14 protein-coding genes are annotated in these 15,662 nt (G+C 72.8%); 8 read left to right on the top strand and 6 right to left on the bottom strand.

Annotated elements, in window-relative coordinates; genetic code table 11:
• Positions 1 to 107: 107 nt before the first annotated feature.
• Entirely contained in the window at positions 108 to 1,739 is a 1,632-nt protein-coding gene (cimA, locus tag ACNYC2_RS04020; protein WP_419705795.1) for a citramalate synthase, read from the bottom strand.
• Between the two features lie 393 nt (positions 1,740 to 2,132).
• Between cimA and ACNYC2_RS04015 the strand changes: the two genes are divergently transcribed.
• Genes ACNYC2_RS04015 through ACNYC2_RS03985 form a run of 7 tightly spaced genes read left to right on the top strand, consistent with a single transcriptional unit; the run spans position 2,133 to position 9,398 of the window.
• Positions 2,133 to 3,335, top strand: a complete 1,203-nt coding sequence (locus tag ACNYC2_RS04015; protein WP_419705794.1) for an inositol-3-phosphate synthase — start codon at positions 2,133 to 2,135, stop codon at positions 3,333 to 3,335.
• Positions 3,332 to 4,360: an SCO3242 family prenyltransferase gene (locus tag ACNYC2_RS04010; RefSeq protein ID WP_419705793.1), complete on the top strand. Its 1,029-nt coding sequence runs from the start codon at positions 3,332 to 3,334 to the stop codon at positions 4,358 to 4,360. Before ACNYC2_RS04015 ends, ACNYC2_RS04010 begins: the two co-directional genes overlap by 4 nt.
• Positions 4,357 to 5,244: a sugar phosphate isomerase/epimerase family protein gene (locus ACNYC2_RS04005; protein WP_419705792.1), complete on the top strand. Its 888-nt coding sequence runs from the start codon at positions 4,357 to 4,359 to the stop codon at positions 5,242 to 5,244. The genes ACNYC2_RS04010 and ACNYC2_RS04005 overlap by 4 nt, the downstream gene beginning before the upstream one ends.
• Complete coding sequence (locus tag ACNYC2_RS04000; protein WP_419705791.1) at positions 5,241 to 5,891, top strand: EboA domain-containing protein; 651 nt, start codon at positions 5,241 to 5,243, stop codon at positions 5,889 to 5,891. Before ACNYC2_RS04005 ends, ACNYC2_RS04000 begins: the two co-directional genes overlap by 4 nt.
• Positions 5,888 to 6,772 carry a TatD family hydrolase gene (locus ACNYC2_RS03995; RefSeq protein ID WP_419705790.1) on the top strand — a complete coding sequence of 295 codons (885 nt, stop codon included), beginning with the start codon at positions 5,888 to 5,890 and terminating at the stop codon, positions 6,770 to 6,772. The genes ACNYC2_RS04000 and ACNYC2_RS03995 overlap by 4 nt, the downstream gene beginning before the upstream one ends.
• An 11-nt stretch (positions 6,773 to 6,783) precedes the next feature.
• Positions 6,784 to 8,001: a metabolite traffic protein EboE gene (eboE, locus tag ACNYC2_RS03990; protein ID WP_419705789.1), complete on the top strand. Its 1,218-nt coding sequence runs from the start codon at positions 6,784 to 6,786 to the stop codon at positions 7,999 to 8,001.
• A complete protein-coding gene (locus ACNYC2_RS03985) occupies positions 7,998 to 9,398 on the top strand; it encodes an alkaline phosphatase family protein (RefSeq protein ID WP_419705788.1) in 1,401 nt (466 codons plus the stop codon). Before eboE ends, ACNYC2_RS03985 begins: the two co-directional genes overlap by 4 nt.
• A gap of 9 nt (positions 9,399 to 9,407) precedes the next feature.
• Here the strand turns inward: ACNYC2_RS03985 and ACNYC2_RS03980 are convergent, their stop codons facing one another.
• Together ACNYC2_RS03980 and ACNYC2_RS03975 are read right to left on the bottom strand one after the other, a co-directional pair.
• The gene (locus ACNYC2_RS03980) at positions 9,408 to 9,710 is read right to left on the bottom strand and encodes a hypothetical protein (protein ID WP_419705787.1); all 303 of its coding nucleotides are present in this window, start codon (positions 9,708 to 9,710) and stop codon (positions 9,408 to 9,410) included.
• A 62-nt stretch (positions 9,711 to 9,772) separates the two neighbouring features.
• On the bottom strand, positions 9,773 to 10,876 hold the full coding sequence (locus ACNYC2_RS03975) for a C2 family cysteine protease (RefSeq protein WP_419705786.1): 1,104 nt from the start codon (positions 10,874 to 10,876) through the stop codon (positions 9,773 to 9,775).
• Positions 10,877 to 11,062: 186 nt separating this feature from the next.
• On the opposite strand from ACNYC2_RS03975, the gene ACNYC2_RS03970 reads away from it, so the two are divergent.
• A complete protein-coding gene (locus ACNYC2_RS03970; protein ID WP_419705785.1) occupies positions 11,063 to 11,647 on the top strand; it encodes a DUF6069 family protein in 585 nt (194 codons plus the stop codon).
• A 103-nt stretch (positions 11,648 to 11,750) separates the two neighbouring features.
• On the opposite strand, the gene ACNYC2_RS03965 is transcribed toward ACNYC2_RS03970, so the two are convergent.
• The 3 genes from ACNYC2_RS03965 to ACNYC2_RS03955 all read right to left on the bottom strand — a co-directional run bounded on the left by ACNYC2_RS03965 (position 11,751) and on the right by ACNYC2_RS03955 (position 15,644).
• Entirely contained in the window at positions 11,751 to 13,517 is a 1,767-nt protein-coding gene (locus ACNYC2_RS03965; protein ID WP_419705784.1) for a cellulase family glycosylhydrolase, read from the bottom strand.
• 94 nt (positions 13,518 to 13,611) lie between these two features.
• Complete coding sequence (locus ACNYC2_RS03960) at positions 13,612 to 14,271, bottom strand: response regulator (protein ID WP_419705783.1); 660 nt, start codon at positions 14,269 to 14,271, stop codon at positions 13,612 to 13,614.
• On the bottom strand, positions 14,268 to 15,644 hold the full coding sequence (locus ACNYC2_RS03955) for a sensor histidine kinase (RefSeq protein WP_419705782.1): 1,377 nt from the start codon (positions 15,642 to 15,644) through the stop codon (positions 14,268 to 14,270). The genes ACNYC2_RS03960 and ACNYC2_RS03955 overlap by 4 nt, the downstream gene beginning before the upstream one ends.
• Positions 15,645 to 15,662: the final 18 nt, after the last annotated feature.

Here is a 15,662-nt window from a genome sequence, read left to right as displayed (position 1 = left end):
CCCAGCAGGGTCCGCGAACCCAAGCAGGGTCCGCGAAGTAGAGCGCCTGTCCGAGTCTCCCTGGCGACACCCAGGGGAGACTCGGACAGGCGCTCTACTTCGCGGACCTACAGGCGGGGCTCCACGCCTGACTTCAGGAGGCCGTAGACGTATGCCTCGGTGACCGCCTCCCAGGCCGCCTCGACCACGTTCGGTCCGACGCCGACCGTGGACCAGGAGTGCTCCCCGTCGGTCGTCTCGATGAGCACGCGCGTGATCGCGTCGGTGCCGAGCTCCTGGTCCAGGATGCGTACCTTGAAGTCGATGAGCTCGAACCGGCTGAGCTCCGGGTAGACCCGGGACAGCCCGGTCCGCAGCGCGTGGTCCAGCGCGTTGACCGGCCCGTTGCCCTCCCCCGTCGTCACGATGCGCTCGCCGCCGGCCCGGATCTTGACGGTCGCCTCGGCCACGGCGACGGCACCCGGCGCGTGGACCGGCGGCGCCGCCGCCCCCGCGGGAACGGTCTCGATGATGGTCCGCCACGACTCGACCGTGTAGAACTCCGGGCGCTCGCCCAGCTCCGACCGCAGCAGCAGCTCGAACGAGGCGTCGGCGGCCTCGTAGGTGTAGCCGGCCGCCTCGTCCTCCTTCACGCGGTTCGTGACCCGGGACAGCAGCTCGCCCTGGCCCGCGAGGTCGAAGCCGAGCTCGCGGCCCTTGAGCTCGATCGAGGCCCGGCCGGCCATGTCGGAGACGAGCATGCGCATGTCGTTGCCGACCAGGGTGGGGTCGGTGTGCTGGTACATGTCCGGGTCGACGCGGATCGCGCTGGCGTGCAGCCCGCCCTTGTGCGCGAACGCGCTCGCCCCGACGTACGGCTGGCGCGCGAAGGGCGAGATGTTCGTGATCTCGCTGATGGCGTGCGAGATCCGGGCGGCCTCGCGCAGGCCGCCGTCGGCCAGGAGCGACATGCCGGCCTTCAGCTCCAGGTTCGCGACGACGGTGACGAGGTCGGCGTTGCCCGTGCGCTCGCCGTACCCGTTGACGGTGCCCTGCACGTGCGTCGCGCCCGCCTCGACCGCGGCGAGCGAGTTCGCGACGGCGCACCCGCTGTCGTTGTGCGCGTGCACGCCGAGCCTCTGCTCCGGGCCGACGCCGGTCCGGGCGCGCAGCTCGCTCACCACCTCGCCGACCCAGGTCGGCAGCATCCCGCCGTTGGTGTCGCAGAGCGTGACGACCTCTGCCCCGGCCTCGAACGCGGTGGTCACGGCGCTCGTCGCGTAGTCGGCGTCGTGCCGGTAGCCGTCGAAGAAGTGCTCGGCGTCGAGCACCACGCGGCGGCCCTCCGCGACGAGGAAGCTCACGGTGTCGGCGATCATCGCGAGGTTCTCGGCGCGGGTCGTCTTCAGCGCCCGCTCCACGTGCCGCACGTCCGACTTCGCCACGAGCGTCACGACGGGGGTCGCGGCGTCGAGCAGGGCACGCACCTGCGGGTCGTCGCCCGCCCGGACGCCGGCACGGCGCGTCGCCCCGAACGCGGCGAGCACCGCGTTTTTCAGGGTGAGCTCGGTGGCCGCCCGCGCGAAGAAGTCGGTGTCCTTGGGGACCGCGCCCGGCCAGCCGCCCTCGATGTAGCCGACGCCCAGCTCGTCGAGGAGCACCGCGATAGCGAGCTTGTCGGAGACGGAGAGGCTCATCCCCTCCTGCTGCGCGCCGTCGCGCAACGTCGTGTCGTACACCTGGAACGAGGCGGTGGTCATCGATGCTCCCAACGATGTGGCTGACGAGTGGCTGCCGGGCCCGCTGGAGCGGGGCTGACGGGCCAACAAAAAAAGACCCTCCGAGTGTGGAAGGTCTGCGCGTCCGGTGGGGTGTCTCCGGACGCGCTAAGAAATGATGATCACCAGTCGCAGGGTGGAGCGCGGGGTCGTCATGCGGGTCATCGTGCCACAGCCGGGCGGACGACGGAAGCGGTGACCAGCAGGCGGACCAGCGGGCCGCCCGAGCTTCTCCGGGCCGCGCCCGCCCCCGGCGGAGAAGTTCCGGTCGTTGTCGGACATCTCGCTTCTTACACGGATGTTTGAACTTTTGTTTGCTAATCGCCATAAGTGCGGGATAGGTTGCTCGGGACGACGACGTCGAACCGGGGAGCGATGATGCACGACGCCTCTGCACGCCACAACGCAGCAGAACGCACGGGGATCTGGTTCGTCGGAGCCAGGGGCTCCGTGGCCAGTACCGCAACAGCAGGCCTCGCGGCCATCGCCGACGGGCAGTCCCCGCCGACGGGCTGCGTCACGGCACGCGAACCCTTCGCCTCCGCGGGGCTGCCCGGGTTCGCCGACCTCGTGGTGGGCGGGCACGACATCTCCTCCGTCACCATGACGAAGCGAGCGGAAGCCCTCGTCGAGACGGGGATGATCCCGCCCAGGCTGCTCGCCGCGACCCACGACGCGCTCGAACGGGCCGACGCCGAGGTGCGCCCCGGGTACGACCCGCACGCGGGCAAGGAGAACGCCTCCCAGCAGGCGGTCGCCGAACGCCTCGCGGCCGACATCACCTCCTTCCGCGAGCGCCACGACCTGGCCCGGGTCGTCATGGTGGACCTCTCCTCGACCGAGGCACCGGTGGTCCACGTGCCCGAGCACGACGACCCCGACGCCCTGCTCGCCGCCCTGGCCGACTCGACCCGCGCGGTGCTCCCGGCGTCCTCCGTCTCGGCGTACGCGGCGATCCTTGCCGGGGCCGCGTACGCCGCCTTCACGCCGTCGGCCGGCATGGGCATACCCGCCCTGGCCCGGCTCGCCCGCGAGCGCGGCATCCCCGTCGCGGGGCAGGACGGCAAGACCGGCCAGACCTGGCTGCGCACCGTCCTCGCCCCGGCGTTCGCCGCGCGGAACCTGAAGGTCCTGTCGTGGTCCGGCACCAACCTGCTGGGCGGCGGCGACGGCGCGACGCTCGCCGACCCGGACGCCGTCCGCAGCAAGCTCGCCACGAAGGCCCGCGGCCTGACAGCGCTGACGGGCAGCGAGACGACGCCCCTGCACATCGACAACGTGCCCGACCTCGGGGACATCAAGGTCGCCTGGGACCACGTGCACGTCGAGGGTTTCCTCGGCTCGCGGCTCACGCTCCAGACCACCTGGAGCGCCCACGACTCGATGCTCGCCGCGCCGCTCGTGCTGGACCTGGCCCGCCTGCTCGCGCTCGCGCACGCTGCCGGGATCAGCGGGACCATCGAGGAGCTGGGGTTCTTCTTCAAGGACCCGTGGGACTCCGACGTGCACGACGCCGCCGAGCAGGCCCGCGCCCTCGAGGAATGGGTCCGCCGCACGTCGGCGCAGGTTCAACGATGAACCCGGTGCCGCAACCCCGGTTCGCGCCCCGCTTCGACCCCCCGCTCGGCGACTCGTCGGACGAGCCGGCCCGGTACACGGCCCCACGCCTGCCTGGTGTACGGCCGAGCCTCCGCGACCTCGGCGAGCTGGTCCGGGCGCCCGCCGCGCTGAGCGTGGTCGGCGACTCCCTGGCCGGGCTCGCGGCCGCCCGCGCGGGGACGCCGACGGCGCTCCGGCGTCGCCACGCCCTGCTGCCCGTCGCGTCGGCCTGCCTGTACCTGGGCGGTATGGCGCTGAACGACTACGCCGACCGGGACCTGGACGCCGTCGAACGCCCCGAGCGGCCCATCCCCTCCGGGCGGGTCACGCCGCGCGGCGCGCTGGCGGTGGGCACTGCGCTCACCGCGGCCGGCGTGGCGGCGGCGGGCCTCGCGGGCGGACGCCGGGCCCTTGCGGTCGCCGTGCCGCTCGCCGCCTGCGTCTGGACCTACGACCTGGTCGCCAAGGACCACCCCACCGGGCCGTTCGTCATGGCCGCGTGCCGAGGGCTGGACGTGCTGCTCGGCGCGACGCCCGGGCACCTGCGGTCCGCGCTCCCGGCCGCCGCGGGCCTCGCCGCCCACACGCTCGGCGTCACGGTGCTCTCGCGCGGCGAGGTGCACGGCACGACCACGCAGGTCGCGGGCGGCGTCGCCGTCGGAACCCTCGCGGGGGCCGCCGCTGCCGCCGCCACCGCGCCCGCCGCGGGCTCTGCCACGACGGGCCGGCGCACCGCCGTCCGCTGGACCACCGTCGCGGCCGCCGGCGCCTACGCGGCGGCCTGCCTGCCCGCGCAGGTCCGCGCGGCGGTCACCCCGACCGCGGGCAACGCCCGGACCGCCACCCGGTCCGGGATCCAGGCGATGGTGCCGCTCCAGGCCACCTGGGCGGCGCGCTCGGGAGGCCTCGGCACGACGGCGCTCCTGGCCGGCGTCGCCGCCGTCGGGTACGGGCTGCGGTTCCTGGGCCGCGCTCGCGGCAAGGCAGGGGTGAGCATCACATGAGGCCCCCGTTCCTGCTGGGCTACGGCACCAACGGCTTCGGCGACCACCCGCTGCACGGCGCGCTCGACGTGCTCGACGACGTCGGGTACGACGCGGTGGCGCTCACCCTGGGCTTTCCGCACCTGGACCCGTTCGCGCCGCTGGCCGGCGACGACGTCACCGCGCTCCGCGCCCACCTCGCGCGGATGCGCGGCGGCGCGGGTGCGGCGGTGGTCGTGGAGACCGGCACCCGGTACCTGCTCGACCCGCTGCACAAGCACCGGCCCACGCTCGTCGACCGGGACGCCACGCTGCGCATGCGCTACCTCGAACGGGCCGTCGAGATCGCAGCGGACCTCGACGCCCGCTGCGTCTCGTTCTTCTCCGGGATCCTGCCGGACGACGCCGCGCCCGCCGACGGCTGGGCGAGGCTCCGGGACCGCATCCCCGCCCTGGTGGAGTACGCCGGGGAGCGCGGGGTGCGGCTCGCGGTCGAGCCCGAACCGGGCATGCTCGTGGAGACCGTGGACGACGCCCTGCGGCTCCTGGCCGACGTCGGCATGCCGCCCGAGCTGGGGATCACCGTCGACGTCGGGCACTGCCTCGTCGTCGAGCCCGACGGCGTGGAGGGCGCGCTCCGCGCCGCCGCGCCGTACCTGAGCAACGTGCAGCTCGACGACATGCCGCGCACGCACCACGAGCACAGGCCGTTCGGCGAGGGCGCCCTCGACCTGCCGATGGTGCTCGCCACCCTGGCCGACGTCGGCTACACGGGGGTCGCCGCCGTCGAGCTGCCCCGCCACTCGCACGACGCCCCCCGGCTCGCCCTCGACAGCCGCGCTGCGCTGATGCGGGCGTGGGGCGCCGTCGTCGGCACGCCCACCGGAGAGAGGACCGGGTCATGAACGCAGACCAGGCGGGTTCTGACTGGCTGACCACTGCCCTTGCCGAGGTCACCCGCGACCCCGACAGCATCACCCGCGCGTTCGCGTTCGCCGCCCGGCGGGTGGGTCGCGCGCCGCGGCAGCCCGACGCCGACCCGTCCGGCGTCGTGCACGGCACCGTCGACGACGCCGCCCGGGCGGCCCTCGTCGTCGCGCTGGCGGACGCGGTGGGCACCGGCCCGGACTGCGCGGACCGCCTGGCCTCCCTCTACCGGCAGGGCGACGCCGCCGAGCGGCGCGGGGTGCTGCGCGGCCTCGACGCGCTGACGCAACGGGGCAGCCTCGGCGATGGCGACGCCGCGGCGCTCGTCGCGGCAGGCCTCGACCTCGCCGCCGACGCGCTGCGCACCAACGACCCGAGCCTTGTCGCGGCCGCCGTCGGCCCGTTCGGGGCCCGGTACCTGGACCAGCACACGTGGCGGCACGCGGTCCTCAAGCTCGTCTTCCAGGGCGTGAGCCTCGACGCCGTCAGCGACCTGGACGCCCGGGCCGACGCCGAGCTGGACCGCATGGCCCGCGACTTCGCGGCCGAACGCCGGGCGGCCGGCCGCGAAGTACCCACCGATCTCGACCGGCTCACAGCTCGTCCGTCGACCACAAGGGAGTGACGTTGCGCATCCTCGACCCCCACATCCACATGACGAGCCGTACCACCGACGACTACGAGGCGATGTACGCCGCGGGCGTGCGCGTCGTCGTCGAGCCTGCGTTCTGGCTGGGCCAGCCGCGCACCAGCGTGGGCTCGTTCACCGACTACTTCGACTCCCTGCTCGGCTGGGAGAGGTTCCGGGCCGCGCAGTTCGGCATCCGACACCACGCGACCATCGCGCTCAACCCCAAGGAGGCGAACGACCCACGCCTGCGCGAGGTGCTCGCCGAGGTCCCCCGCTACCTGCTCAAGGACGGCGTGGTGGCCGTGGGCGAGGTGGGCTACGACTCGATGACGCCCGAGGAGGACGAGGTGTTCGCCGCGCAGCTCCAGATGGCCCGCGACGCCGAGCTCCCCGTCCTGGTGCACACCCCGCACCGCGACAAGCTCGCCGGCACGCGCCGCACGCTCGACGTGGTGCGGGAGTCCGGCCTGGCGCCCGAGCGGGTGCTCGTGGACCACCTCAACGAGACCAACGTGGAGCTGGTGCGCGACGCCGGGGCCTGGGCCGGGTTCTCCATCTACCCCGACACCAAGATGGACGAGGACCGCATGGTCGCCCTGCTCAAGGAGTACGGGACGGAGCGCATGATCGTGAACTCCGCCGCCGACTGGGGCCGCTCGGACCCGCTCAAGACGGTGAAGACCGGCCGGGCCATGCTCGCCGCCGGGTTCACCGGCGACGACGTCGACCAGGTGCTCTGGCGCAACCCGGTCGCCTTCTACGGGCAGTCCGGCAACCTCGTGCTCGACCCCGTCCCCGGCTTCACCGAGGGGGCGCCGCCCACCCCCGGCGTCGAGTTCGAGGGCTCGTCCGTGCTCCGCGGCGCGCGGGCCTGAGGCGACCGACGATGCTGCTCTCCTACTGCACCAACGTGCACCCGTCCGAGGACCTCGACGGGGTCATCGACCAGCTCGCCCGCTACTCCGGGCCGGTGCGCGAGGCCGCGGGCCTCGACACCCTCGGCGTCGGCCTGTGGCTGCCCGCCGAGCTGGCGCACCGCCTCGACGCGTCCGCCGAGGACCGCGACCGGCTGCGCGCGGCGCTCGCCGAGCACCGCCTCCAGGTGCACACCCTGAACGCCTTTCCGTACGGCGGGTTCCACCGCGAGGTCGTCAAGCTCGCGGTGTACTCCCCCACCTGGGCCGAGCGCGCCCGCCTCGACTACGTGCTCGCGTGCGCGCGGGTGCTGGCCGACCTGCTGCCCGACGGCGCCTCCGGGTCGATCTCGACCCTGCCCCTGGCGTGGCGCGCGCCCTGGACCCGCGCCGACGACGACGAGGCGACCAAGGCCTTCGCGACCCTGTCGGCCGAGCTGCGCGAGCTGGGACGGCGTACGGGCAGGACCGTGCGGATCGCCGTCGAGCCCGAGCCGGGCTGCGTGCTCGACACGGTGGAGGACGTCGTCTCGTGGCTCGCCGCCCGCACCGGCCCCGAGTGGCCCGAGGACCGCCGCATCGACCCCGAGTACGTCGGCGTCTGCCTGGACACGTGCCACCTGGCCGTCTCGTTCGCCGACCCGGCGGGCGCCGTCCACCGCATCACGGACGCCGGCCTGCGCGTGGTCAAGGTGCAGGCGTCCGCCGCCCTGGAGGTCGCGGACCTGTCGGCACCGGGCGCGCGGGACGCCGTCGGACGGTTCGTCGAGAAGCGCTACCTGCACCAGGTGCGCGAGCTCACGGCCGCAGGCGACGTGCTCGCCTCGGACGACCTGCCCGTGGCGCTCGGCGACACCGAGCGGCGGCCCGGCCTGCCGGGCGAGGGGCCGTGGCGCGTGCACTTCCACGTGCCGCTGCACCACGAGCCCGCCCCGCCGCTCACCGCGACGACCCAGGTGCTGCGCGACGCCGTCGCCGCCGTCCGGGCCGCGCCGCACGGCTCCGAGGCGCACCTCGACGTCGAGACGTACACGTGGTCGGTCCTGCCGCCCGACGTGCTGCCCGACGGCGCCGACGAGCTGGTCACCGGGATCGCCGCCGAGCTGCGCTGGGCTCAGGAGAACCTGCTGGTTCGCGCCGACGTCACCACCACCTCTACCTCCATCACCACGGAAGGAACCTACGCATGAGGCCCGTCCTGCTGCTCGACGTCGTCGGGCTCACCGCCCGTGCGCTGGCCCACATGCCGCGGCTGCGGCGGCTGTCCGCGTCGGGCTGGCAGTCCGAGCTCGCCACCGTGCTGCCCGCCGTGACCTGCAGCGTGCAGTCGACGATGCTCACCGGGCTGATGCCCGCCGAGCACGGGATCGTCGGCAACGGCTGGTACTTCCGCGAGCTCGGCGACGTCTACCTCTGGCGCCAGCACAACAAGCTGGTCGGCGGCGAGAAGATCTGGGAGGCGGGCCGCGGACACGATCCGATGTACACGGCCGACAACGTCTGCTGGTGGTACGCGATGGGCATGACCACCGACGTCACGATCACGCCCCGCCCGATCTACCACGCGGACGGGCGCAAGTCGCCCGACGCGTACGTCCGGCCGGCTGCGCTGCACGACGACCTGATCGGCCGGTTCGGCGACTTCCCGCTGTTCACCTACTGGGGTCCGACGGCGTCCATCGCCTCGTCGCGGTGGATCGTCGACGTCACCAGGCACCTGCTGCGGACCCGCAGGTCCCAGCTCACCACCGCGTACGTGCCGCACCTCGACTACGACCTGCAGCGGTTCGGGCCGGAGTCACCCGAGGCGGACCGCGCGGCGGCCGAGCTCGACGTCGTGCTGACGCCGCTCCTGGACGACGCCGAGGCCGCGGGCGTGGCCGTCGTCGTGGTCTCGGAGTACGGCATCGGGCCCGCGAACCAGCCGGTCGACATCAACCGGATCCTGCGGCAAGAGGGCTTCCTGGAGGTCTACACCCAGGACGGCCGAGAGCAGCTCGACCCGTGGACGTCACGCGCCTTCGCCGTCGCCGACCACCAGGTGGCGCACGTGTACGTCGACGACGCCTCGGACGTGCAGCGGGTCGCGGACCTGCTGCGCGGCGTGCCCGGCGTCGACGATGTGCTCGACCGCGAGGCGCAGGCCAAGTACGGGCTGGACCACGAGCGCGCGGGCGAGCTGGTCGTCGTGGCCGAGCCGCGCGCCTGGTTCACCTACTACTACTGGCTCGACGACGACCGCGCGCCCGAGTTCGCGCGCGGCGTCGACATCCACCGCAAGCCCGGCTACGACCCCGCGGAGCTGTTCTTCAACCCCGCCGATCCCCTGGCCAAGGCGAAGGCGGGGCTGAACCTGGTGCGCAAGAAGCTCGGCCTGCGGTACGCCATGAGCACCACGCCGCTCGACGCGTCGTACGTGCGCGGCACGCACGGCCGGCTGCCGGACTCGTCGGCGGACACGCCGCTCGTGCTGTGCTCGGACGCGGACGTCCCGGCGTCGGTGGCCCGCTGGGTCGACGACGACGCCGGCCAGGTCCCGGCGTCCGCCGTCAAGGAGCTGGTCCTGGACCTGCAGGGCCTCCGCTAGGGGGCCGGTTCAGGACCGGTGGGGAACGTGGCGGACCAGGACGGCGCTCTTCTCCTTCGGGTCCCGGCCGCCCTCGACGCCGACGAGCTCGAGCTCACCCTCGTCGAACAGGTCCACCCGCTGACCGACCTCGACGTCCGACTGGGCGTGCCGGCCGTCGTCGGCGCGTACGAGCAGGCGGGCCGTCGGCACGCCGTGGCGGGGGCCGGCGATCATCACGCCGACCCGCGCCGTGCCGATCCGCAGCTGGGCGCTCTGCCGCACCCGGACCACGGAGTCCGCGGGTACGGCGGGGCTTGCTTCGCCGGTCATGACAGCTCCTTCCGCTCCGAGACCAACCGCTCCTCGACCAACCGCTCCGGTATCGAGGTCCGTCATTTCGTCCGCTCACCGTAGGTCACCGAGTCAAAGTTCTTGTAGAACTCCTCGGCCGACATCGTGAGCGTGCCGGGCTTCGAGTTGCCGTCCGAACCGGTACCGCCGGTCGGCCCCCACGGGTTGACCAGCGTGATCGTCTTGCCGTCCTCCGAGACGCCCTGCACCGTGTACACGTGGTTGCCCACCACCTGCTTGTCCGGTGGCGGGTCGCCGAACCAGCCACCGCCGTCCGGGGAGGCGGCGACGACGGGCTCACCGTTCTTCACGCGCTCGCCGATGGACTGCAGGCTGGGCGGGTCCTCCCACGGCAGGGCCGGGTCGAGCGACTCGCTCGAGGTGTCCTTGCCGGTGATCATCTCCAGCGCCGTCTCGGCGCTGTCGTAGTTCATGTCCTCGTACTCACCGCCCATGTACACCGCTGCGGCCTTCTCGTAGACCGTGATCCACGACGCCTTGCCGTTCGGGTCGCCCGCGGCGTTCTCGTAGGCGTTGTCCTCGACGGTGATGTGTACCGGTTCGCCGTCCCGGTAGAACGTCACCGTGTAGGTGCCGTCCTGGGCGTTGTACTTGATGTGCTCCTGGATCCACTTCGGGTTGCTCTCGGCCACGGCGCCCGCGGACGCGAGGAACCAGCAGTCGGCGAGCCGCCCCTGGTCGATCTTGCTCGCGTCGATCGCCGTCTCGTCCAGCGGCACCTGGCCGATGTCCTCGACCTTGCCCATGTCGCCGGCCGCACCCGCCGGCTCCTTCTCCTTGCTCCCCTGCCCCTCGGACGAGCTCCCGTCGGTCCCCTCCGGGATCCCCGACGGGCCCCCGCCGCCACCACCGTCATAGGACTCGCTCGTCTGCTCCTGCGCGTCCGCGTTGGCGACCGCCTTCGCGCCCGCGGCCGCGATCGCCTGTGCCACGGCGAGGAGTGCCACGGCGTGGCGGACCTGCCACTCGTCGAGGAACTCCTCGTGGTCCTGTCCGGACCACTGGACCGACGTCACGGCCTCGGTGAGCTGTCCGACCGCGAGCTCGAGGGTCTCGCCGTGCCGCTCCATCGCGGTACCCAGCGCCCGCAGCGCCTCGACGTCTGCGCCGTACATCTCGCTCATATCAGCTCCTCCACGTGCAGAGACTAGGGCTTGCGGACCACGCCGGGGAACGGCTGCACAGACCCTAGCGATGGCGCCACGCGGGCACCATGGGCACCTCTACCCACGTTCGTCCTGTTGCGACCGAGCGCTCCGTTCGGTTCCATGGTGGAGTGGGACAAAGGGCTCACAACCGGGAGGTACACCATGAGTGACCCGAACCGCCCCTACGGGCAGGAGTATGGGGAGCAGCCGCCGCCGGTCCAGCCGCCGCCTGCGCAGACCCCGGGTATGCCCACCCAGGCGGTGGGACAGACGCCCGACGAAGCACACGTGCAGCCGGTCACGTCCGGCACCGAGGATCCGCGGCTCGGCCTCGAGGTCGGGCGGTTCTGGGCAGGTGCGCTGGCGACGATGGTCGTGGCGGCTCTCATCGGGCTGGCCGCCGACTTCATCCTCGAGGAGGTCCTCAACCTCGAGGTACAGGCGCAGGCCGACCTGTTCGGCACCGGGTCCGACATGATGGCCTGGGTGGTGGCGGGCGCGCTGTTCGCCCTGGTGGCGGCGATCGTGCTCTACCTGCTCGTCATGAGCACGCCGCGGCCTCGGTCGTTCTTCGGCTGGGTCGTCGCCCTGGCGACGGTGATCCTCGCGATGGTGCCCTTCGCGGGCGAGTTCGAGATCGTCCCGGCCATCCTCGCGGCGATTGTCTGGATAGTCATCGGCTGCGCGGTCTGGTCCCTGCTCACGGGAACCCTGAGCCGCACGGTGGTCCGCCGCACGACCGCCTGACCCCCGTCTCCACGAGATCCGCGAAGTAGAGCGTGTGTCCGGGTCTCCCTGGCGTCGCCAGGGAGACCCGGACACACGCTCTACTTCGCGGATCTCGTGCCGGTCAGGGGGTGCCCGTGATGTCGGTGCCGGTCTTCGTCAGGGTGTAGGTCACCGTGTCGCCGCTCCAGAAGTGGAAGGTCAGGTTGACCGTCCCGTCGTTGACCTCGGCGAAGAAGGCCGGGGTGAGCTTGATGGTCCCGGCGGAGTAGTCCGGCGCGAACGCCACGTCGAACTCCTTGTACGACGTCCAGTTCTGCGGCCCTGCGTTGGACCCGTCGGCGTACTTGGCCTCCATCGTCGCGAGCTGGTCGCCCGTGAACGACGTCGGGATCGCGAACGAGCCCGTCGTGCCGGACGCGCCCTGCAGCACCGGCGTCTCCTGGTTGAGGATCCGCACCGTCCACGGCACGCCGCTCGAGTACCGGACCACGAGCTCGTCGGCCGGGCCCGGCGTACGGTCCCCCGCGAGCTGTTCCAGCAGCGCCGCGGACAGCGTGAGCTGATCGCCGGTGAGCGTGTAGTCGGTCCCGGCGGTCAGCTCCGCGCCGTCGTGCAGTAGGGCGTCGAAGGTGGTCCCGTTCGGGTTGAGCGTCAGGCTCTGGGCGGCGACGTCGCCCGAGGCGGGCACGAACACCAGGTCCGACGACGCCGTCCCGGACCGCTGGGTCCAGCTCGACGAGATCTGGTCGAACAGCGCCTGGTCCCGCCAGCTGTACGCCGTGCGGTCGAAGTGCTGGCCGTTGTCCCAGAGCATGGTCGTGAAGCCGCGCTGCCGGGCCGCGTGGCCGAAGAACTCGAAGAACTTCAGCTTCTCGCCCTGTTCCACGGTGCCGGTGTGCCGGTCGAACCCGAGCAGCCCGTACTCCCCGATGACCACGGGTATGCCGCGGGCGGTGAACGCGGCGTGCACCAGGTCGAACTGGTCGGTCAGGTTCTGCTGCACCTCGGCGTTGAACCGGGTGTACCCGGCGATGTTCACGCTGAACGGCCAGAACCCGTAGTTGTGCACGGTGGCGATGAGGTTCGGGTCGTCCAGTGCGGCGATCTCCGCTGCCAGCGCGTCGAGCAGGGCCGGGTCGGAACCCGTGTGCAGCGTCGGCAGCACCAGCGGCCGGACGGCGTTCCGGCCGCCGGAGTCGCGCACGATCTCGTGGAACACGCTGTTGAGCTCGGCCAGCAGCTCGAGCTCGGCGGCCTGGCCCGCGCTGTTCGCGAACTGCGGCTCGTTGACGCTCTCGAACTGCAGACGCGTGTCCGCGTCGCGGAACCGGTCGGCGACCTGGGTCCAGGTGTCGCTGTAGCGGTCGAGCACGGCGTCGTGGTTCGTGGGCATCGTGTTCACCCACTGCCAGGAGTCGTGATGGATGTTGATCATCACGTGGAAGCCGTCGTCGAGCGCCCAGTCCACGACCTCCTCGACGCGGTCGAGGTAGGCCGGGTCGATGGTGTGGTCCGGGGCGCCGCCCTGGTGCTGGCCCCACGTGACGGGGATGCGGATGCTCTTGAAGCCCTGGGCGCGGATCTCGTCCAGGAACTCCTCGGTGACGCGCGGGTTGCCCCACGACGTCTCGTCGCTGCCGGTCGAGTCGAAGGTGTTGCCCAGGTTCCAGCCCGGCTGCATGTCGGCGGCGATGTCCGCGATGGTGTGCTTGCACCTGTGGCTGTGCCGGTGCTTGCCCTTGTGCTTGTCCGTGGCTTGCGTCTGGCCGGCTACGCTGCCGGGCTCGGGGGCGGTGGTCGTCGCGGCGCCGGCCGCCGGGGCGACCGAAGCGAAGGTCAGTGCGAGGCCGGCGACTATGCCGGCCAGGGTGCGCGCAGTTCTCTGCATGACGAGGCCTTTCTCGTGTGCACCTGTGGGAACGCTCCCATGCTGGGGGCGCCCAGGAGTGAAGTCAATAGCCAGACGCAAGCGCTTCGATGATCTACGCGAGGCCCGCGTCGCGGGCGGCGATCGCGGCCTGGACCCGGGACGTGACGCCGAGCTTGGCGAGCACGCGCGACACATGGGTCTTCGCGGTGGCCTCGCTGATCACCAGCTCGGCGGCGAGCTCGGCGTTCGACAGGCCGCTCCCGAGGCCGGCCAACACGTCGCGTTCGCGCGGCGTCAGGTCCGCGGGCAGCGCCCGCACCGGACCGCCCCGGCCGCCCGCGCCGTTCCCGTCCTGCGGTTCCGCCAGCTTCGCGATGAGCCGACGGGTCACCTCCGGCGCCACCACGCCGTCGCCCGCCGCGACGTGCCGTACCGCGTCGACCAGCGCCGTCGCCTCGGCCGTCTTCAGGAGGAAGCCCGCGGCCCCGGCCCGCAGTGCGCCGAACACGTACTCGTCCAGGTCGAACGTCGTGAGCACGAGGACCTCGGCCAGGCCCTCCTCGACGATCTGCCGGGTGGCGGTCACGCCGTCGGTCCCCGGCATCCGGACGTCCATGAGGACGACGTCGGGCCGCAGCGCCCGCGCGTTCGCCACCGCCACCGCGCCGTCACCGGCCTCGCCGATCACCTCGATGTCGCCGGCGGTCGCGAGCAGCATGCGCAGACCCGCGCGGATGGCCGCGTGGTCGTCGGCGAGCAGGACGCGGATCATGCGTGGAGCCCCGGGATCGCCCGGTCCGACGGCGCGGGCTCGGCAGCCGCTGTGTCAGCCGCTCCGTCGGCCGCTCTGTCCGCCGCTCTGTCCGGCAGCGGCAGGACCGCCCGGACCCGCCAGCCGGCGCCGTCGGGTCGGTCGCCGGACGGGTCCTCCGCCGGCCCCGCGGCGAACGAGCCGCCCAGCGACTCGACCCGCTCCCGCATCGACACCAGCCCGAGGCCGGTCCCGTCGCCGACGTCGGCCGGGTGGCCGGCAGGACCGCCGGGACGGACGCCGTCGTCGTACACCTCCAGCTCCAGGGTGTCAGCCGCGGCGACCCGCACCTCCACGCCGGCACCCCCGTGCTTGAGCACGTTCGTCAGCGACTCCCGCACGACGCGGTACACCGCGTGGTCCACCGCCGCCGGCAGGACCGTGTCGCCGGTGAGCACGCCGTCGGGATCGGTCACCGTGAGGTCCAGCCCCGCGAGCCGCACCTGCTCCAGCACGGGCGGCAGCTGCGCGACGCGCGGCGCCGCCAGCAGGTCGGAGCTATGGGCTGTGACCCCGGTGTCGCCCGCGGAGAGCACCCGGATCATGGACTGCATGTCCTGCAGCGAGGCAAGGCTCTCGGCGCGGATGCTGCGCAGTGCCGCGCGATCCCGTTCGGGTTCCGGCGGCCCCGCGAGCGCCGCACCGGACGTGATGGTGATCGCGGAGAGGTGCGAGGCGACGACGTCGTGCAGGTCGCGGGCGACCGAGGTGCGCTCGGCGCGGACGGCGTCGTGCCGTGCGGCCTCGGAGAGGCTGAGGAGCGCGGTGCCCCGCTCTCGCTCGAGCCGCGCCAGGTCGTGCGCGGCCGCGGTGAGCTCCCGGCCCTGCCGGACGTTCGCACCCCACCACATCGGCATGACCAGGAGCGTGACCGCCTGGAGCCCGGCGAGGATCGCGAACCGCGCCTCGCCGGTGGCCTCGCCGACCACGATCATCGCGGCGAGCGAGAGCGCGCCGACGCCGACCGCCGTGACCCGGCGCGCCGCCGGGCGGCCGTGGATGTGCACCGCGTACAGCGCCTCCCACAGCACCACGAGCAGGCCGACACTGCCGCCGAGCGCCACGTCGGCGGCGAACGCGACGGTGACGACGCCCAGCGCCCCGAGCGGGTGGAACCGGCGCCACACCAGCGCGGCACAGCCGACGACGGCGGGGGCGACGAACCACCACGACGACACCCCGGCCAGGCCGCTCCACGACGTCCGGACCAGGCCGAGCGCGTCGAGCGCGAGCGCGATGGCCAGGAGGCCGACGGCCGTGATGACGTCCCCGCGCCGGTCCTCGGCCAGCACCACTCTGGTGAGAGGCGCGATCAGGTCGGCGGTGCGGGACATGCCACCATCTCAGCACGC

Source organism: Promicromonospora sp. NFX87 (assembly GCF_048564965.1).
Lineage (GTDB): Bacteria > Actinomycetota > Actinomycetes > Actinomycetales > Cellulomonadaceae > Promicromonospora.
The sequence above is the reverse complement of the archived record's forward strand: the minus strand, read 5'-3'. Positions and strand labels throughout refer to the sequence as shown.